Annotated in this window: 3 protein-coding genes; all 3 read left to right on the forward strand. The window is 46.5% G+C overall.

Going from position 1 to position 23202, the window contains the following annotated elements:
- The first annotated feature begins 295 nt into the window (after positions 1–295).
- The 3 genes from VFC92_04540 (at position 296) to VFC92_04550 (ending at position 23121) form a co-directional block, all read left to right on the forward strand.
- Positions 296–9553, forward strand: coding sequence for a choice-of-anchor J domain-containing protein (locus VFC92_04540; protein ID HZK07448.1), 9258 nt, complete (start codon positions 296–298; stop codon positions 9551–9553).
- 276 nt (positions 9554–9829) lie between these two features.
- Positions 9830–20335 carry a carboxypeptidase regulatory-like domain-containing protein gene (locus tag VFC92_04545; protein ID HZK07449.1) on the forward strand — a complete coding sequence of 3502 codons (10506 nt, stop codon included), beginning with the start codon at positions 9830–9832 and terminating at the stop codon, positions 20333–20335.
- A 194-nt stretch (positions 20336–20529) separates the two neighbouring features.
- Positions 20530–23121: a glycoside hydrolase family 2 protein gene (locus VFC92_04550; protein HZK07450.1), complete on the forward strand. Its 2592-nt coding sequence runs from the start codon at positions 20530–20532 to the stop codon at positions 23119–23121.
- The last annotated feature ends 81 nt before the right edge of the window (positions 23122–23202 follow it).

The raw sequence follows: 23202 nt of genomic DNA on the forward strand, positions 1-23202 counted from the left end.
TAATTAACGAGATGGCTTGATGGTTCAAACCATAATTCTTGCTTGCTTTGTAGAAGGTTTTTTTTTACGGAAACGATGATTTGGTCAGGAATATTTTTATATTTGCCAATTGGATTTTTACTAATACATTGCGTATGATAAAGACTACACTACCTATCAATTTTCCTTTCGATTTTTGGCATCCATCGCCACAGCCTTCGGGTTAGCGGAGCATGCCCTTTTAGCTAACTTTACGTACTTCAAGATTTTTTTGAAAAATCAAGTTTTTATAATTATTAATTTAAACCTAACGTTTATGAAAAGAGTTACAAGTTTATTAATTGTTCTGCTCCTTTGGCTTAGCAGCGCTACGTATGCGCAGCCAGGCACTGTAGAGCTGGGCGCTGGCACGGCCTCTAACGGCACTACAGCCTCACCAACGCCCTATGGAACCTGGTACAAAAACCTGCGCCAGCAGTATCTTGTTCTGGCCAGCGAACTATCTTCGATCGGATTGGTGGCCGGCGACATTACAGCCATCGGCTTCAATGTGGCAAATGTAAACACTTGCTCGGCCATGCCCAACTACACCATGAAAGTTAAAGCCACCACAGCTTCTGTGCTGACTACTACTTTCGATAATGAAGGTTATACTGAGGTTTGGTTCGATCAAAACTTCCTGCCGGTTAACGGTTGGAACACGCACACCTTTGGATCTCCATTTACTTGGAATGGCACCTCTAATCTGCTCGTGGATGTATGTTTCGACATGATCCCGGGATCTTACTCGCAAAATGCTTCTGTATTTTACACGCCCACTGCTACTAATCTATCGCTTCACTACTATAGCGATACACAGATAGCTTGTGGTACAACCAACTTAGGCACAACGTCACTCAACCGCGCAAACATGCAGTTTACAGGCGTTGTTGCAGGTTGTTTACCTCCCACCGGCATCGTTGCCGGCGACATCACCAATAACTCGGCTCTCATCAGTTGGACAGCGGGTACAGCTTCTCAATGGGATGTATTGTATGGCATCGCCGGTTTCAATCCGCTCACCCAGGGAACTTTGGTAGAAGGGATTGCAAATCCTTCATACTCGGTAACCGGACTTTCCAGTTCAACATTCTATGATGTTTACGTTCGCACCGACTGCGGTGCTGAAGTAAGCTCATGGGGCGGCCCCGTTAATTTCGTAACCCTGTGTGGTGTTTACACGCTGCCATTTGCTGAAAACTTTGATGGAGCTACCTTCCCCTCATTATGCTGGGGTAGATTTTCAGGACTTCTTGAACCTACTTCAATACTTACAGCCACTACAGCAGGTTGGGTGAAAGACGAGTGGCTAAATGTGGCTGCCAATCCTGATAAAGCAGCAAGAGTTAACATTTATGGTACTACTCATAAATATTGGTTAGTTACACCCGAAATTGATTTGGGTGACGGCAGCACCGATTATCAAATGGAATTTGATGTAGCACTGATGGCTTATGGTAACAACAATCCCCCTGCTTTAACCGGCGTTGATGACAAATTTGCTGTGGTAATTTCCCTTGATGGCGGCGTAAGCTGGTCGTCGGCAAATACGGTTCGCCTGTGGGACAATGCTGGTTCTACCTATGTTTTCAACGAAATCAGCAATCTTGGCCAGTGTGTTATTATTTCGTTGGCAGATTATAGTGGCATTGTGAAGTTAGCCTTTTATTCTGAATCCACTATTAGCAATGCCGACAACGATTTGATGGTAAATAATTTGTTGATCCAGGTCCCTCCTGCTTGCCCAAAGCCATTATCACTGATTGCTCAAAATCCAACAATCAACAGTATTGACTTAAGCTGGACACCCGGCGGCGATGAAACCGCATGGGAAATTTCTTATGGCACCCCGGGCTTCGACCCCAATACAGGCACCATAGTTTCTGCTGCCACCAATCCTTTTACGCTTACTGGCTTATCATCAGCCACTTTCTATGAGGTGTATGTAAGAGCCGACTGTGGCACTGATGAAGTAAGCTCCTGGGCTGGCCCTGCTACTTTTGCAACCGCTTGTGTTGCTGTCAACGTTCCCATTCTTCAAAATTTTGATGCCCTTACGCCACCAGCGCTACCCCTTTGCTGGAGTAAAATCGTAAGTAATACAACTAACACATTCGTGGCAGTTGAAACGCAAAGTTCTACAACCTCGCATTCATTGCCTAACGATGTAAAGATTTATAATTCAGGTGCAGATACTGCTAATCTTCTTCTGATTAGCCCTGAGATAATAGATCCATTGAATACTTTACGCATAAAGTTTTGGGCTAAAGGAGGCACCAATTATAGTCTTTTGCTCGGAACTATGAGCGACCCAATGGATGCAGCTACCTTTACTTTGCTCAACAATTTTACCGTTCCTGCAAATTATGCTGAATACCAATACGCCCTAACCGCATACACAGGCACTGACACCTACTTAGCCTTCAAGCATGGACAAGGAGGCACCTACCATACAATTTATTTGGATGATGTAACAATTGAGCTTCTTCCCGATTGCATTGAACCTTTGGATGTATCAGTAAGCGATATTACCACCACTACTGCCACAATCGGCTGGACATCGCAAGGTGACGAAACTGCGTGGGATATTACCTATGGTGAGCCAGGCTTCCTTCCCGATAATGGCACCATAGTTCCCGCTGCCACCAATCCTTTTACAATCACAGGCTTAACAGCAAACACTTCTTATGAGGTTTATGTAAGAGCCGACTGTGGAACAGATGAAGTAAGTGATTGGGCAGGCCCTGGTGCTTTTACCACATTATGTGAACCAACAGATTTGCCTTACATTGAGGATTTTGAAAGCGCTATTGTACCCAATTTACCTCCTTGTACTTCAAGAGAAAAAATCGGACTTGGTAACGATTGGGCAACAGCCGCAGCTCCTGGCTACGGATTTACCAGTAAAACCTTGCGGTACAGCTATAACTCATCGTATGCTGCAGACGCCTGGTTTTATACGAATGGAATGAATCTCAGTGAAGGTGTTAATTACCTTTTATCATTCAGGTATGGGAATAACAATACAAGTTATGTTGAAAAGATGAAGGTTGCTTTGGGTACCGATCCAACACATACTGCAATGACCAATGTTATTCTTGATTTTCCATCCATAAATCAGGGTAGCCCCCAAATTGTGGACTATACTTTCACTGTGCCTGCAGCAGGCGTTTACTATTTGGGATTCAACTGCTATTCAGGTATAAACGAGTACTACCTTTACGTTGATGATATTGCAGTTGTAGAATTTGTTTCGGGCTCCCTTTCCGGCATAGTCACCGAAGCAACCCGCGGAGTTATCCAGGGAGCACTGGTAACAGCCGGCGTTAACGAGACCTACACCGATGCCTCAGGTTACTATCTTTTCGATGCGCTGCTTCCGGGTACTTACGATGTTACCTGCGAAGCCGATGGCTATTTCCCGATAACTGTTGAAGGTGTTGAGGTGATAGCTGACCTAACGACTACACAAGACTTTGAACTGGGCTATGCTACCATTTCGGTTGCTCCCGAAAGCCTGACGCAAACTTTGTTGCCAGGTGGAACTGCTACGCAAATGCTCACTATCTCTAATACAGGAGGCACCGAGCCGCTGACGTGGAGTGGTGCAATTGAACTTATGGCTTCGAAAGGACAAAAAGTATCTATTCCTGCTGCAAAACAGGTAACGGGTAGCGAAGTATCAAGGGGTAAAGCTCCTTCGACAAACGCTAGTCCCACAAAAGGTGCAGGCTTTGATGTTCTTAGAGGCTCAACAGGCTATGCATTTGATATGTATCCAGGGTCAGATTATGTTAATTTTGATACAGATACTCCAGGAGTGTATTCATTAACTGTCCCAACGACACGTTCAGTATATGCAGCAGACTTTGATGGAAACAATGTGTTCTATGCGATCGATGAGGACTTAGCACAGCTTTTCACTGTTGATGTTGCTACCGGCGTATTTACACTTGTAGGCAGCACTCTGGCTGTTACAGATTTGGCATTTGACTATACAACCAACACGATGTATGCAATAGATTATGTTGGAGCCAACACTCATCTTTTTGAACTTGACCTGATGACAGGTGCAACAACTTTTGTGGGTGATTGTGGTGCAGGGCTTATTATTTCATTAGCATGCGATGGTAATGGTGATTTGTACGGGTTTAACGTCTCTATTGATAATTTAGTTGCCATTAATAAAGTCAACGGAGCATCCACTGCGATTGGGCCGGTAGGCTTTGATGGTAACTATGCACAGAGCATGGCCTGGGATCCTGCATCAGGTAACATCTACATGGCTGCTTTTAACTATACAGCTGATCAGGGAGAATTGAGGATAGTCGATATCACCACCGGCGCAACCGCACTAATTGGAGCTTTCCCAGCCGGAGCTGAGATCTGTGGACTTGGCTTTATGGGCGCTATTGAGTCCTGGCTCTCCATTGATCCGATTTCTGGTATAATCGCCCCCGGCGCATCGCAGGACATCACTGTTACTTTTGATGCTACCGATCTTGTGGATAGCACCTATCTGGCTAACATCAAGATTAACCACAACGGTCAGGAACTCACCGACGGTACTTTGCTCGTTCCGGCAACTTTAATCGTGGCATCAACCCAACCACCCGATGCCCCGACTTTGGTATCCCCGGTAAACCAGGCAACCATGGTTCCGCTGCAACCCGAGTTTGAATGGATCAATGGTGCTGGAACCGCTCAGGTGCAGTTTGAAGTTCGCGTAGGCGCAGGACTATCACAATCTGTTTACAAATCGCCTTGGTTTGTTGGCTCATCGATCAACCTGTCAGACGAAGGCGTAATATTGCTACCCAAAAAAGCCTACAGTTGGACGGTGAAAGCCAAAAACGCTGCGGGGTCTGTAACCAGTGTCAAGTGGACTTTTACAACCATTGGCGCAGCTAAGGTTAGCGGGTTTGTTTCCGATGCTTACAGCTATTTACCACTCGAAGGAGCTACCATAACGTTTGAACCAGGCGGATACACTGCCACCACAGCGGCTAACGGCGGTTATTCCGTTGCACAGGTTATTCAAGGAACCTACACCGTAACGGCTATAAAGGATGGCTATAATTCAGAATCAATGGAATTGGTGGTACCCGCCTCCGGCGAGGTATTTGCCAGCTTTGCCTTGAACCTCTATCTTGCTCCTCCTACTAACTTGCAGGCTCAAATTGTAGATGTGAACAATGTGCATCTTTCGTGGATTTCACCCGATGCACCACCACCAACGTCATTTAGCGAAGGATTTGAAGATACTTACCCACCTATAGGATGGCTGAAAATAAACCCCGATGGTGGAACCGGTTGGGATCAGCTGGCTGTTGGAACTACACCGCTGCCCGGATGGACTGGAAACGAAGCCACCGCTGCCCCTAATGGTGGTACTCAAATGGTATATGCTACCTGGACTACAGGTGGCAGTGCACAAAACGACCAGTGGCTGGTTACCCCTCAAATCGTTACCGCTGCCGAAGATGTGCTGAATTTCTATATGCGTTATTGGTTTAGTAGTTATGTTGATGCCGTGGATATCCTGATTTCAACGACTACCCAAAATAATCCTGCTGCATTCACAACCACAGTAGCAAACCTGAACTTTGGATCAGCGAGCAGCACCGACTGGGAACTATACACCTATAACCTGTCTGACTTTGTTGCTCCAGGAACACCAATTTACATTGCTTTCCGTGAATACATATCGGATAACATGAATGATGGCTCCTTCATAGCACTTGATAATGTTTATGTTGGTCCGCCTACAGATTTGGTTTTTGCTCCTCCAATCGAAAAACCAGGCATACATTCCATCGCAACCCGCGATTTAAATTATGTTAAAGTTGCTAATCCAACCAGTCAAACTGCAAAATCGACATCAAGAGCTCTGATTGGTTTCAACGTTTACCGCAACGAAAATTTCCTGGTAAGCATCGCCGCTGATGTCACCGAAATTGATGATCTCAATCTTGCTGCCGGCACCTATGCTTACACCGTAAAAGCTGTCTATCCCCAGGGCGAATCAGAAGCCGTTGGACCAAAAACAGTGGCTATCCTGGCTCCGCCGGTATTGCTTTCGGCCGAAGCTGATTATTATGGTGTAGATTTGGTTTGGGAAGATGGAGTTAATTATCCGGCAAACCTTGATGCCAATGCTAACTATTCGGTATCAAATGTTAAGGATAACCAGGCTCTTACTGAAAAAGAGAATCAATTGCATGGTCCTACAACCATTGTCCCCGTTGCAAACGGAAGTCGTGAGGTAGGTGATGACTGTGATAATCCGATTATTATCACAACTTTGCCCTACACTGATGTCAATTACACTTGTGGAAGAGGAAATACTTACGAAAACACCTGCCTACAGCCTTATTATGATACCGGCGAGGATATTATTTATCAACTTACCCTTACTGCGGCAGCTACCATTGAGCTCGATCTCGCTACCGTAACAGGCTATACAGGCATGTTGATAACTACAGAAAACCCCATCGGTAATAATTGTATTGCCTTCGTTACAGGCTATAGCGGAAATAAAAACATGCTTGTTGAACTTGAAGCAGGTACTTATTTTATTATGATCGATACCTGGTCTGCTCCTGACTGCATTCCTGAATTTACGCTGACTGTTCAGGAGATCACACCCGAGCCAGGACAAACATGTAGTGCAGCAGTTACTGCCGTAGAAGGTCTTAACTCAGCTCCCATGCAACCTTACTGGTACGAGTTTACACCTACCGAAAGCAAAGCCGTTACCATCTCATCATGTATGGAAGGACAACTCATCGACACCAAAATCGAAGTGTACGATGCCTGTGGTGGTAACCTTGTTGCTGCCAATGATGACATGTATGCTGAATGCAGCTACTACAACTATGCTTCCGGCGTAAGCTTTAACGCTGCCGCTGGTGTGAGCTACAAAATTTTCTGGCTAAACCCATATTCATCCGCAGCTTTTGACTTCACCATTGAACTGGAGGACCTGTGCATTCTTGAGATGCCCGCCGGCGCTATTGCCGAAGGCGAACCCTGCATCGAAGACGGTGGCGAAGACGTTACCAACGGTGGGTGTAATATGGATGAGCCCATGTTTACAACCATCAACTGTGGTGATGTAATCTGGGGAACGGCAAGCACCTATACTGTCGAAGGTGGCAACAGCAGAGATACCGATTGGTATGAGCTGGTAATCACTGAACCAAAAACTGTGACCTTTAGCGTTACTGCCGAATTCCCTGTTGTTGCCGGCTTTGTCGAACAAATCGTTCCGGGAGTACCTGGCTGTGATAATACTACAGAAAACATCATCCCAGCTGCATTAGCTGATCCATGTGAGGAAGCCTCTGTTACTGCCACACTTATTCCCGGTACCTATTATTTATTTGTCGGTATGTCTGTATTCGAAGGACATCCTTGTGGTCTCAGCAACAACTATATCGCTGAGCTTACCTGTGAAGATGCATTTGTTCCTTACTTCAACGTGTATCGTAATGGTGTGGATATCGCTGATGTTTATGGCAATACCTACTACGACGACGTGAACATTACCAATGGTCAGCAATATTGCTACAAAGTTTCAGAAGTAGTGGCCGAAGGCTTCCAAACTGGAAAATCGAATGAGCTTTGTGCTACCATCCCGATGATGCCTGAAATCGCAGTTAATCCTGAATCACTCACCGAGACGCACATTGTGCCACCGGCAAAAACCACCACAAAAACAGTGACCCTTACCAACGATGGTCAAGGTACTTTGAATTGGTATCTGCCATTAGGTGCTGCTGGTGAATATTGTGCTGCCTCTGCAACCAATCAGGACGAGTATATTTCAAACGTACTTTGTGGGGACATCAACAACTCCAGCGGATGGCAAAGTGCCATTGGTGATTACACTGCTATGTCAACTAACATCGCGCCTGGTGCTTCTGAACCCATCGTCGTTACCAATGGCAATCCCTGGGCTGTTGACAAGGTAACCTGCTGGGTTGACTGGAACCTGGATTATGAATTTGGCGTAGGCACCAACGAAGAGTTCATCCTTACTACTGTGGATGTTGCTGAAACCTTTACCGGTGCTATTGCAGTGCCTGCAGGAACACCTGCCGGTGATTACCGCATGCGTGTACGTATGAACTATTCATCTAATCCGCCTCCTTGTGGAGTAACAAGTTATGGTGAAGTTGAAGAGTATACTATATCTGTAGGACAACCCTGGCTATCCGTTGATATCCTTGAAGGAACACTGGCTCCCGGCGCATCCATCGACATTGCGGTTACTTTCGATTCCGAAGGTCTTGAAGCCGGTATTTACAACGATGCGCTCAAATTTATGAGCAACGACCCAATAACTCCTGTGCTGACGGTTCCTGTTACATTCAACGTGGTATCCGCTCCAATGATACAGAATATCGTTCTACCGTTAGGCTGGAGCGCATGGTCGTCGTACATTACACCTGCTGCACCTGCTAACGTATCGGATGTGATGGCTACTGTTGTGGACGATATGATCATTACACAACACTTCACCGAGCTGCTCTATCCGGGATATGGAATCAACACCATGGGTGCATTTAGCAACAACCACGGCTACATGACCAAAATGGCTGCTGAGGCCACTCTTACCATCAGCGGTAACATGGCCAATCCGACTGTCCAACTCCACACCGGCTGGAACCTGATTCCTGTTCTGCAGGAATGCTCCGAACTGGCTGAAGGCGTATTTAGCAACATCGATGGTTTTGTAATCGCGTGGGAACCCACCGGAAACGGGATTTATTACCCTGAATACGACATCTACACGCTTACTAACCTGGTACCGGGCAAAGCTTACTACGTGAAAGTTACGCAAGCCGGCACATTCACTTATCCCGGCTGCGACAAATCTTCGGGCAATGTGTTCAGCGCTCCGCTGAGAGCTGCCAACACCACCTCCTGGAACGACGTAATCTTCACAGGCGTTAATCATGTGGTTGCATTCGATCAGAAAGCCACCAACAATTTGCGCATTGGCGACATGATCGGTGCTTTTGCTAACGGATCGGTTTGTGCCGGTCTGGTAGAATACACAGGCGCTAATCTTGGTTTCACACTCTTTGGCAACGACATAACCACTATGGCCAACGAAGGCTTTGCAGATGGCGACGTCATGACCTACAAAGTGTTCCGTGCCGAAACCGGCGAAGAGTTTACGATGGATGTGGTTTACAGTCTGGATGCTCCCAACAGCAGCACCTTTGCCATCAACGGTCTGTCGGTAATTACTGACCTGAAACTTGCTCCGCTCTCCATTGGCGAAAACACGCTGAAAAACCTGTCGATCTATCCCAATCCTTCGTCAGGCATCTTCAACATCGCCGTGAGCAGACTGGATACACAAATCGACTACGTTGTAATGAATGCCCAGGGGCAGGAAATCTACAACGGCAACCTGATGGAATCGCAACAGCTCGACCTGAGCAGCGAAGCCAAAGGCATCTACTTCATTAAGTTTATCGGCGAAAGCGTTCTCAGAGTAGAGAAGCTCGTTATTAGATAGGCTTGATTAAAATTTTGTTAAAAAAAACCTCTGCCAGACGGCAGGGGTTTTTTTTATACCAGCTGTAAAAAATAGAAAAACTGGATGATCAATCTTTGCTACCCAATGAATTAGGATTAAAAAATAAGGCAACAAATCTGCCGGAAATTGATTATGAAAACACGCTAAAGAAAACTACTTAAAGCTGCCGGCTTGTTTTTCCAGAAGATTTAGTATTTTTGCAAGAATACTTTTTATACTAGAACTTTCTTAATTATTAATTAAAAAAACACTTTTATGAAATTTTCAAGTTTACTAATTTTACTACTATTTGTTACCGGAGGCATCTGGGGACAAGTGCCAGGTCCAAACCTGAACGAAGGTTTTGAGGACGGGATTCCCGATAATTGGACTGTCCTGAATTTGGATGGGGGAGCCAATCAATGGGTATCCAGTACCACTTATCCACGCACTGGCACACACAGTGCAAGGATTGGATATGAAACCAGTTCGTTAAATAACAACGACTGGCTGATTACACCCCCGCTGTATGTTACTTCGGCCACTACTGATGAAATCAGTTTTTGGCTAAGAACCTACAGTGCCACGTATGCCGACCCCTGGGAGGTATTGGTTTCGACCACCAATACAAGTCCCGCCTCGTTCACTATAATAGATAGTGGCGACGGCATGCTGGGCGAATATGTCCAGAAAACCTATTCACTGGATTCCTATGGCGATGCCGTGGTTTACCTTGCCGTAAGATACTTGGGTGCCTATGATTGGTCACTTTATGTAGATGATTTTATCGGTCCACCCATGATGGTGCCAACATGTCCAAAACCAACTGGTCTGACCGCCCAAAATCCTACCATCAACAGCATTGAGCTTGGCTGGACAGCCGGCAATACCGAGACCATGTGGGACGTACTCTACGGAACTGCAGGTTTCGACCCTGAAACTGAAGGAACGCTTGTTACAGGAATTGAATCGAATCCTTATGTCCTCGAAAACCTGACTCCTTCCACAGTTTATGAATATTATGTAAGAGCTGTTTGTGGCGAAGATGAAGTGAGCCTCTGGGCTGGCCCAAAACTCTTTAACACCCTGTGTACTTCCGTCAGCCTTCCTTTGATAGAACATTTCACCTATGTGACTACTCCTGAGCTTCCGCTTTGTTGGAGCTCGATTGTTACTAACACAACCAACACCTTTGCAAATGTTCAAACAACCACACTATACCCGGTTTCACCTCCTAACTCTGTTAAACTTTACAACTCCACTGCTGATACTGCCGAAATACTGTTGATCACACCGGAAATTTCCGACCCGTTGGCAGGCAACCGGGTAATGTTTTCTGCAAGAGGTGGCGCCAACTACAGTTTGCTGATTGGAACCCTGAGCGATCCTACTGACCCGGCTACTTTTACAATGGTTGGTGAAGTCTCCCCTACGGGCGATCACTCACCCTTCCAGGTAAGCTTTGCCGATTATGCAGGAACTGACAGTTACATTGTCTTTAAACATGGCAACATGGGCAAATCACAAACCATTTACATTGATGATATTGTAATTGAAGAATTGCCCGATTGTATCGAACCCATCGAACTGACTGTTTCAAATATCACCAACAATACGGCACTTTTGGGCTGGACTGCCCAGGGCGACGAAACTACATGGGATATTGTTTATGGCACGTCAGGCTTCGATCCGCAAACCGGAGGAACAACAGTTGCCGGCGTTACGGTAAACCCTTACACAGTAACCGGACTTACCAGCGCAACTACTCACGAGTTTTATGTAAGAGCCGATTGTGGTGGCGATGTGAGTGTCTGGTCAGGCCCTGTTGCTTTTGTCACACTCTGCGATCCGTTTGATCTTCCTTTCCTGGAAAACTTCGATGGAGCTGCTACCGGCTCATTCCCCATTTGCTGGAGCAAAGCAGGTCTGGCCACCACCAACTGGACCATCTCAAACAGTTCCAATGCATTGGGCACAGCTCCTGAATTAAGATTCGGATACTCACCCTCCTTTACAGGCGAAGCATTGATGGTTTCTCCCGTTATCAATACCACAGGTGAAACATCACTGGCTATCGAATTTAAACACTACTACGACGATTACGCAGTTCCGTTTACCTTTGGGATGAAAACCACCTCGGACGGAACCACCTGGAACACCATTTGGGAAGTCGTCGATCCGGTGGGCAACATAGGCCCCGAAGAGGTTTTGATCGATGTAAATAATAGTGATGTAGGCTCACCTACTTTCCAGTTTGCGTTTTTTGTTGACGGTTATACTTTTAACATGAACAACTGGTACATGGACGATATCCATGTTTTCGTTCCGCAAGTTGGCAACCTTGAAGGCACCGTAACAGAGGCTACCCGTGGCCCGATAGAAGGCGCCCTGATAACTGCCGACGATCACCAGACCTACACCGATGCCAGCGGTTATTACATCATCGAAAACATGATGACCGGCATCTACGATGTTACCTGCGAAGCCGAAGGCTATTTCCCGGTAACAGTAGAAGGTGTTGAGATTCTGGCTGACCAAACTATTGCACAAGACTTTACCCTGGGTTATGCTACCATCTCGGTTACACCCGAAAGCCTGCTGCAGAATATTTTGTCTGGTGAAACGGCAACACAAATGCTCACCATTTCCAATGCAGAGGGTACCGGTCCATTGAACTGGAAAGCTCAAATTCAACTGCAGGAGCCATCCGACTTCTACTTCCTGAATACACAACAGAAAAAGATGAAACCAAATGCAAACGTTGATGAAACAGACCCCAATTCTACTCATGGCAATCCGGTTTCGACGGACGCTATGTATGATCTTTTGGGTTCGTTCCCTCTATTTGACGTGGGCGGGACATACTCTTCAGCAACTGACGGAAACTTTATCTACACCGGCAGATGGAACGCTAATCAATATGATAAATATGACATGGAGGGTAATCACATAGAATCCTTCTCTATTCCTGGAGCCGGATTAACCAGAGACCTGACGTATGATGGTCAGTATTTCTATGGTTCACCCAACAGCGATTTAATTTATCAGATGGACTTCGAAACACAAACCCTTGTAAGCACTATTGTAGCATCAGGCAACGCTATTCGAGGTATTGCTTACGATGAAGATGATGACGCCTTTTGGGTAGCAGGATCAAGCTTCAGCGGTCCATTCAGACAGATAAGCCGCGAAGGAACCGTTTTGCAAACTGTAACCACAACACTTGGTGGCATGTCAGGCCTTGCTTATGATAACGTTTCTCCTGATGGCCCCTACTTATGGGCATACACGCCTTCCACCAGTACAGGTGCTCATATCATTAATAAAATTAATATTACTACAGGAAGTGTAATCGAAAGCTTTGATGTTACTACTACAGGCATCACTGTTCTTCCAGGAGGAACCAGCGGCGGTCTTAATATCACCAACCTGGCAGTTCCCGGAAAATGGGTAATTATGGGTATTGTACAGAACGAGATTGCCTGGATACTCGAGCTTGCTGATTCAGATTCATGGCTAACCCTTGATATTTCAAGTGGTGTTGTCAACCCCGGCGAATCAACTGATGTTGAAGTTACTTTCGATGCTGGTGAATTGCCCATGGGTACCTACCTTGCCGATATTAAGATTACCCACAATGGCCAGGAGCCTACCGACGGCAGTGTGATAGTGCCCGTATCAATGATCGTCACCGAACCAGGCGCACCATTGCCTCCATATAATCCGATACCGCCCTCTGGCGCTACATTGGTTTCATTGCAGCCCGAACTGAGCTGGACCAACGGAGCAGGCACTTCAGAGGTGCAGGTTAATATACGCACAGTTACAGGGCCCTTTACAACTACTGTCTATAAATCAGAGTGGTTTACAGGTTCATCGTTCGATCTGGCTGACGTTCCGTTAACCTTAATGGCTGACAAGGAATATAACTGGCGTGTCTATGCAAGAAATTCCATTGCTACCACCAAAGGCCCGAGATGGACTTTCACAACCGCCGGCGTTGGCACTATAGAAGGCATTGTTACTGATGCTTCCACCAGCGCACCACTCCAAGGTGTTACAATTACTACTGAGCCCGAAGGCTACACTGCTACTACCGATGCTTCTGGCGCTTATTCCATCACCAATGTGGCATCAGGCACTTATGATGTAACTGCTGCACTGGATGGTTATACTTCAGAATCGCAGGAAGTTACCGTTGGCGAAGGCCAAACTGTAATAGCTAACTTCGAACTGACTAAACCACTCGCACCTCCAACAAACTTGCAGGCTGTAGTTGAAGATTTCGTGAATGTAAATCTTAGCTGGGTCGCTCCCGAAGGAGGCACTGGTGGTGGACTATACGAATTGTCGTATCACCTGGGCACCCCTAATAATGCCTATTTTGAATTATGGGATTATGTTTACGGTGTTGTTTATGACGTAAGTGGATTTACCAACGTAACCATCGAAAAAGCAGATTATCACCATGCCTCATGGGGTACGATGGGAATTTGGGATTACAAATTGCATATTGTAGATTGGGATACCTACACGTTGATTTCCTCGACACCGGTCCTGCAAACCACCGGTGATGATAAATGGGAAGTAAATGTTCCTCTGGGATCAATTCCTGAAAGCGGACTTGTAGGGATTTTTCTTGAGCCGATGGGCAATGCAGCTAATGATGCTTTCCCCAATCTTTCGTCAGATGATAACGCTACAACTACCAACTCATTCTTCGGTCCAATCAGCGACTTTTCGAACTTGAACCCTGGTACAATTGGTAACTTCCTGATGGATCTCTGGATTATGGCCGACCCACTGGATGGTGGTGAACGCATACTTGTTCAGGCTCCTATCATCGAAGGCGCAACAACGGTATCTCATCAAAGCAGAGCCGTTCACGGAAACATCAGCACACCCATTGCACCCATAGAATATACCGGCGCAAATCGTGCTCTGACTGGTTTTAACGTTTACCGTAATGGAGATTTCCTTGTAAACACCGACGCTTCAACTACAGAAATTGATGATCTCAATCTTGAAGGCGGCACCTATGCGTACACTGTTACTGCTGTTTACACAGAAGGCGAATCAGAAGCTGCCGGCCCTGCCACAGTGGGTATCCTGCCTCCTCCTGTACTCGTTTCTGCCGAACCCGATTTCTTAGGCGTAGAGCTGGTGTGGGAAAAAGGCACAAATTATCCTACCGATGCTAAACCGGGAATCTATACTACATCCAATGTGGAGTTGATGAGCGAGAAAAAAGAGTCAGCTCACGGAATAACCAACGAAGTGCCTAAAGCAACTTCCGGACGCGCTGTTGGCGACGATTGTGACAATCCCATCATTCTCGATATGACTACACTGCCCGTAGTTGACGTTAATACAACCTGCGGACGTGGAAACAATTATGAAGAAACCTGCCTAGGGAGCTATGACAGCGGCGAAGACATCGTTTATCAATTCACTCTCACCGAAACCAAAGATTTGAAGTTCACGCTAGCTACAACTACATCCTATACAGGCATGCTGATAACTCAGGAATGCCCCATCTCAACCAATTGTGTGACATTCGTTACAGGTTCCGGAGGCAACAAAATGATGCAAGCCGTATTGGAAGCAGGAACTTATTATGTAATGATTGATACATGGGCAGCACCAGATTGCATCCCGGAGTTTACACTCACAATTGAAGAATTCGTAGTCCAGCCAGGCGACAACTGCGACAACCCGATCGTGATTGACGCATTGCCCTATACGGATGAGAATACGACATGTGGACGTGGTAATACCTATATGGAAACCTGTCTGGGAAGCTATGACGGAGGCCAGGACATCGTTTATCAGATTGTGCCAACCGAAAACATGAAGGTAGAGTTCGATATGACAACTACCGCTACATGGACAGGAATGCTGATAACAGAGGAATGTCCGATAGGAATGAATTGCGTTAGTTTTATCACAGGTGCTTCCGGACCGAAAACCATGGTGGTTGATCTGGTAGCAGGAACTTCTTATTATTTCATGCTCGATACCTATCCTCAACCAGACTGCTTCGACTTCACACTTAATGTTACTGAAATTGAACCTTGTATTCTTGAGATGCCCGCCGGCGCCATTGCCGAAGGCGAGCCTTGCATTGAAGACGAGGGCGAAGACGTTACCAACGGCGGCTGTAATATGGATAATCCTATGTTTACACCGATCAATTTAGGTGATGTAATCTGGGGTACTGGCAGCACCTATCTCGTTGGAGCTTCCAAAAGCAGAGATACTGACTGGTACGAACTGGTGATTACCGAACCAAAAACAGTGACCCTGACAGTAATTGCTGAATTCCCGGTTGTTGCCGGATTTATTGAGCAAACCATTCCGGGAGTACCTGGCTGCGAAAACATTACAGGATCCATCTCCCCGGCTGAACTAGCCGATCCCTGCGAGGAATTTATTGTTTCCAGTACACTTATTCCAGGTACTTACTATCTATTTGTTGGCGTTTCTGTATTCGAAGGCTACCCTTGTGGAACCTCCAACAACTACATTGCTGAGCTTACCAGCGAAAGCGTCTTCCTGCCACACTTTAATGTGTATCGTGATGGCGAACAGATTGCCGAGTCTTACTTAATGAACTACTACGATCAGGCAGACATCACCAACGGTGAAACTTATTGTTACACCGTTTCTGAAGTACCAGCAGTAGGCTTTGAAACCGGTATGTCGAACGAGCTATGCACTACCGTACCGCAGACGCCCGAAATCGCAGTTAATCCTGCTTCGATTACCGAGACACATATAATTCCACCTGCACAGATCACTACACAAACAGTAACCCTTACCAACAATGGAGCAGGCGAACTGGATTGGATCCTTGCATTAGAGCCTGATGGTGAATACTGCGATGCCTCTACCAACTATGAGGACGAGTTTATTTCAAACGTACTTTGTGGTGACATCAACAACCCCAGCGGATGGCAGAGTGCTATTAGCGATTACACAGATATCTCAACTAACATCGCCCCCGGCGCTTCCGAACCCATTATCGTTACCAATGGCAGCCCCTCCTCTTCTGACAAGGCAACCTGCTGGGTTGACTGGAACCTGGATTACACCTTTGGTGTTGGCACCAGCGAAGAGTTCATTCTCACCACTGATGACGGAGCTGCAACCTTTACGGGTGATATTACAGTTCCTGAAGGAACACCCGCTGGTAGTTACCGTATGCGCGTTCGCCTGACCTATTCAACTGCTCCGGCACCCTGTGGCGTAGCAAGTTATGGTGAAGTAGAAGATTACACCATAACAGTAGGCCAAAGCTGGTTATCCGCTGATTTACTTGAAGGAACACTGGCTCCCGGCGCATCCACCGACATTACCCTTACTTTCGACTCAGAAGGTATGGAAGTCGGTGTCTACAATAAGGAACTCAATTTTATGAGTAACGACCCGATAACTCCTATACTGACAGTTCCTGTTCAACTCAGCGTGGAAATATCAGCTATCGGAACCATTGCCGGTCATGTTACCGATGCTCTCTCACGTGGTCCTGTAGCTAATGCTACCATCACTATTGATGAGCTTCGTTATACTACTACCACCGACGAAGATGGTTTCTATGAACTGGAAGTTCAGGCAGGAGATTATTTGGTTACTGCTGCTAAAACCGGCTATATCACACAAACAGCCGAAGTTACCGTTGTTGTCGACCTAACCACTACACAGGACTTCCTGCTCGAGTTTGCTGCTCCCATTTTGCTTTACGCAAATGGTGGTGTTGGCGAAATCAATCTGGGATGGACTGGTAATCCAGCCGCTCCTTACGACAATGATGCACGCTATTCGGTTACCAATATGGAATACAAAAACAATGTTGCCCTTATTGATAAAGACGAGCAAGCGCACGGAATAACCAACGAGTTACCTAAAGCAACTTCCGGACGCGAAATTGGCGACGATTGTGATAACCCCTGGATCCTCGACGTGACTACCTTACCTGTTGTTGATACCAACACAACCTGTGGACGTGGTAATACTTATTCAGAAACCTGCTTAGGAAATTATGATGGCGGCGAGGATATTGTTTACCAGTTTACCCTCACCGAAGCCAAGATGTTGAAGCTTACGCTTACAACTGCTACAACCTGGACAGGCATGCTGATAACTCAGGAATGCCCCATTTCGACCAACTGTGTAACATTCATTACAGGCTCTACCGGCAACAAAGTTATTACCACCGCACTGGAAGCCGGAACTTATTATGTGATGATGGATACCTGGCCAACACCAAACTGCATTGACGAGCTTATATTCACAATTGATGAATTTATCCCCGAGCCAGGCGAGCTCTGCACTACTGCAATAGATTATGGCTTCGTAAATGATGACCCGGTATTAGGCGCCATCGAACCTTCAGAAGCTGTATGGTACAGCTTTACTGCCGATCAGAATTTCGGCTCTGTAGATGTATCGCTTTGCGGCTCCAGCTTCGACACCAAACTCGAAGTTTGGTACAACTGCGATGATGCTACCTATGCTTACTACAATGACGACAGCCAGGTATGCAACGCCAAAGCAGCACAGTCATTCATCTCCACAGGACCTATGCAAGCCGGCCAGACCTGGTATGCTAAAGTTTACGGATACAGCACCAATGCCGGTGATTACATTTTGGAAATCACAGGTGTAGAGGCATGCGTTCTTGAAATGCCTGCCGGTGCTATTGCGGAAGGCGAACCCTGCATCGAAAACGAAGGCGAAGACGTTACCAACGGTGGCTGTAATATGGATGAACCTATGTTTACAACTATAAACTGTGGTGATGTAATCTGGGGATCTTCCAGCACCTATCTTGTGGGAACTTCCAAACGCAGAGATACAGACTGGTACCAACTGGAAATTACAGAACCAAAAACTGTAACCTTCTCAGTAACTGCCGAATTCCCATCTGTTGCTGGTATTGTCGAACAAACAGTTCCGGGAGTTGCCGGTTGTGAAAACATCACAGGAAGCATTTCCCCTGCAGCCACTGCAGAACCATGTGAGGAAGCCTCTGTTACTGTCACACTCGTACCAGGAACTTACTACTTCTTTGTTGGCATTTCGGTTTTTGAAGGATATCCTTGTGGTATGTCCAACAACTACATCGCCGAACTTACCTGTGAGGAAGCCTTTATTCCTTATTACGACGTATTCCGCGACGATGCCTTCCTTGCTCAAACCTATCTGGAAACCTACACTGATAACGAAGTACTGCCCGATGTGGAATATTGCTATACCGTCAGACAGTTCATCGAACCCGACGTAGTTACTCCACAATCTAATGAACTTTGTGCTTCCATGCTATGTGCTGCAGGCTGCAACTACATCTTCCTTCTCACCGACCAATTTGGCGACGGATGGAACGGCGCAAGCTTTACCATCATGCAGGGTGGATCTGAAATTGGAACCTACACACTTGCCTCAGGTGACATGGAAATTTTAGAAGTTAGTCTCTGCGATGCTACTGAAACCTCTTTCATCTGGAATAGTGGCTTGTATGATGGTGAATGTGCTTTCGAGATATATGATCCCGAATACAATTCACTGTATTACTTTGAGTTTTACGAAAACCCATCTAACGGAGAGGTATTCTTCACCTTCATCACCGATTGTCCTGCTCTACTGGGCCAGGATATCGTTCTGACAGAAGGCTGGAGTGCCTGGTCGTCATACATGGCACTTGTTGATCCCGCTGACATTTCGGATGTAATGGCTCCCGTTGTCGACGACATGGTGATGACGAAACATTTCGAAGAGATATTCTATCCTGACTATGGCCTCAACACCATCGGTATGTTCAGTAACAACCATGGATATCTTACCAACATGACTGCCGAGCGCACCCTCACCATCAGCGGTGAAATGGCCGATCCGACCATCTACCTCCAAACTGGCTGGAACCTCATTTCTGTTCTGCAGGAATGCTCCATCCTGGCCGAGGGCGTATTTAGCAGCATCAATGGTTTTGATATCGCATGGGAACCCACCGGAAACGGAATTTACTATCCGGAAGGCAACCTTTACACACTTACCAACCTGATACCAGGCAAAGCTTACTACGTGAATGTTACGGAAGCCGGAGAATACACTTATCCCGGCTGCGACAAATCTTCGGGCAATATGTTCAGCGCTCCGCTGAGAGCTGCCAACACCACCTCCTGGAACGACGTAACCTACACTGGCGTTAACCATGTGGTAGTATTTGATCAGAAAGCTACCAACAACCTGCGCATCGGCGACATGATTGGTGCTTTTGCTAACGGATCGGTTTGTGCCGGTCTGGTAGAATACACAGGTGCTAATCTTGGCTTCACACTCTTTGGCGACGACATCTCTACACCTGGCGCTGAAGGCTTCGTTGACGGCAACGTCATCACCTACAAAGTCTTCCGTGCCGAAACCGGTGAAGAGTTTACCATGGATGTGATCTACAGCCTGGATGCTCCCAACAGCAGCACCTTTGCTGCCTACGGTCTGTCAGTAATTACTGACCTGAAACTTGCTCCGCTCTCCATTGGCGAAAACACGCTGAAAAACCTGTCGATATATCCGAATCCTTCGTCAGGCATCTTCAACATCGCCGTTAGCGGACTTGATACACAAGTCGACTACGTTGTAATGAATGCCCAGGGGCAGGAAGTTTACAACGGCAACCTGATGGAATCGCAGCAGCTCGACCTGAGCAACGAAGCCAAAGGTGTCTACTTCATTAAGTTTATCAGCGACAGCGTTCTCAGAGTAGAGAAGCTGGTTATTAGATAGGCTTGATTGAAATTTGTTAAAAGAAACCCTCTGCCGTCTGGCAGAGGGTTTTTTTGTGCTTTTTAGATAAAATCGGGAATCGTTATTCGTTATTTGTTATTCGTTATTTGTTAATGGTTAATCGTAAACGTCATTTATAAATCGTCCTTCGTAAATCGTCATTATTAATACCTTCGCGCAAAAATATTTTTGATATGAAAAAATGGCTCCTTTTCTTATTTATCAGCGCAATGCTCCTGGCTTGCAGCCGAACTGAAAACACATTTACGGAAGTGATAAAAACTGCTATTGGCACCGACTGGCAATTCCGTCAGGCCGACAGCAGCAGGTGGCATCCTGCCACTGTTCCGGGCACAGTACATACCGATTTGCTGGCCAACCAAATGATTGAAGACCCGTTTTACCGCCTCAACGAAAAGCAGCAGCAGTGGATCGACAAGGTTGATTGGGAATATCAAGCCAGTTTTATCCTCTCTGAAGATATTTTGCGAAAGCAACACATCGAGCTGGTTTTTGAAGGACTCGACACCTACGCGGATGTTTTCCTCAACGACACTCTTATTCTTACTGCCGACAACATGTTCCGCACCTGGCGTATCGATTGCAAACCTTATCTAAAACCGGAAAATAATTTGCATATCGTCCTGAAATCCCCCATCAAAATCGGACTTCAAAAATTAGATGATCTGGGCTATCAGTTACCTGCTGACAACGACCAGTCGGAAAATGGCGGGCTTGGCAAGCAGCGGGTGAGCATTTTTACGCGAAAGGCGGGTTATCATTTTGGCTGGGATTGGGGGCCGCGGCTTGTTACATCAGGCATCTGGCGTCCGATCAGCATCGAAGCCTGGAGCCAGGCACGGATTGAGGATGCACAAATCATCCAAAACCAACTCGACAACGAAAATGCAAATCTGACGATGGTGACGGAAGTGAAAGTTGACACTTTGCTACCGGCAACAATCGAAGTATGGTGTCAAAATAGTCAGCTTGCTTCCGAAAAGTTGCAGTTGCTGGCAGGGTCACATTTTTATGAAATGGATTTTGAAATTAATAACCCGAAACTCTGGTGGCCAAACGGTTTGGGTGAAGCGTTTTTGTACCCCATCACCCTGAAGTTGATAATTGATAAGACACTGGCAGATACTGCACATATCGACGTTGGCCTGCGTACTTTGCAACTGGTACGCGAGCCTGACAGCGCTGGAGAGAGTTTTTATTTTGAAGTGAATGGTAGACCTGTTTTCGCCAAGGGCGCCAATTACATTCCCAACGATATTTTTTTGCCGCGGGTAACTCCTCAGCATTATGAGCAAGTAGTTCAGGCTGCCGCCGATGCCAACATGAACATGCTACGCGTGTGGGGGGGCGGCATTTACGAAGATGATCTTTTTTATGATCTCTGCGACCGCCACGGCATCATGATTTGGCAGGACTTTATGTTTGCCTGCGCCATGTACCCCGGCGATAACGCATTTCTGGAAAACGTCCACCACGAAGCAACCGACAACGTGAAGCGGCTGCGCAACCACCCTTGTCTGGCACTTTGGTGTGGCAACAATGAAATAGAAAACGCCTGGGGACCTTATGACGAAAACCGCGGCTGGGGCTGGAAGCAACGACATTCCGCCGGCGAACGTGCAGAGATTTGGCAGGCATACGACACGCTCTTTCACAACATCCTTCCGCAATTAGTGCAACAGCTCGACGAAAAAACACCTTACTGGCACTCCTCGCCTTCGGCAGGCATGGGTAAGCTCGCCGGCGAGGACACTCCCTCGGGCGACGTGCATTATTGGGGTGTATGGCACGGCCAGCATCCTTTTGCTGATTATAAAAAATACAAAGCCCGCTTTATGAGCGAGTACGGATTTCAGTCGTTCCCGACAATGGCGTCTGTAGCCAAATTTACCGAACCACAGGATTGGGATTTGGACTCAGGGGTGATGACTGCACACCAGCGGTCGGGCATTGGCAACCAGCGCATCCGCGCCTACATGGAAAACGACTACGTGGTACCGCAGGATTTCGAACAGCTGCTCTACGTGAGCCAGCTCCTGCAAGCAGAAGCCATACGCACTGCTATCGAAGCGCACCGCAGCGCCATGCCTTATTGTATGGGTTCACTTTACTGGCAACTCAACGATGTGTGGCCGGTGGCATCGTGGTCGGGAATGGATTCCTATGGACAATGGAAGGCGCTGCATTATGCCGCCAGAGAGGCGTTTAAAAATACAATAGTCACTGTTGATCAAACGGACAGCCTACTGCGATTTATAGTGGTTTCGGATTTGGCAGAAACGCGAAAAGCCATTTTACAAATGGAAGTCATGAGTTTTGATGGGGACACCTTATTTAATAAAAATATTCTGATCACCATCCCGGCGAACCAGGCACAGGAAGTTTTTGCGATAAGCATGCCTGAAATTTTGGCAAAAGCCAATCCACAAGAAGTGCTGCTAAGTGTGCGGCTGATGCAAGATGTTCAAATAATCGACAGAGCGCTGCATTATTTCGTCAGCCCGAAGGATATGCTGCTGCCTGATCCGGAAATAAAGCTGGATGTTTCAAAGGCAGATGGTGGTGTAAAGATTGCGATAAGCGCAGACAAACTGGTAAAAAACCTCTTTTTGATGCATCAATCTGACGAAAATCATTTTTCCGACAACTTCTTTGATTTGCCTGCCGGCGAAACAAAGGAAGTTTTTGTTGCCACAAATAGCGCTTCAGAAGATTTCCGAAAAGACTTGCGCATCATGCATCTTAAAGAAACTATGGTGGAATAGTAAAAGACAGAAAGCATTTCTCCACATATCTCATCCGCACGGGATATTTGTTCGTAATGGAACTCCCAAACATTTCCATAA

Source organism: Bacteroidales bacterium, assembly GCA_035647615.1.
Classification (GTDB): Bacteria; Bacteroidota; Bacteroidia; order Bacteroidales; family 4484-276; genus SABY01.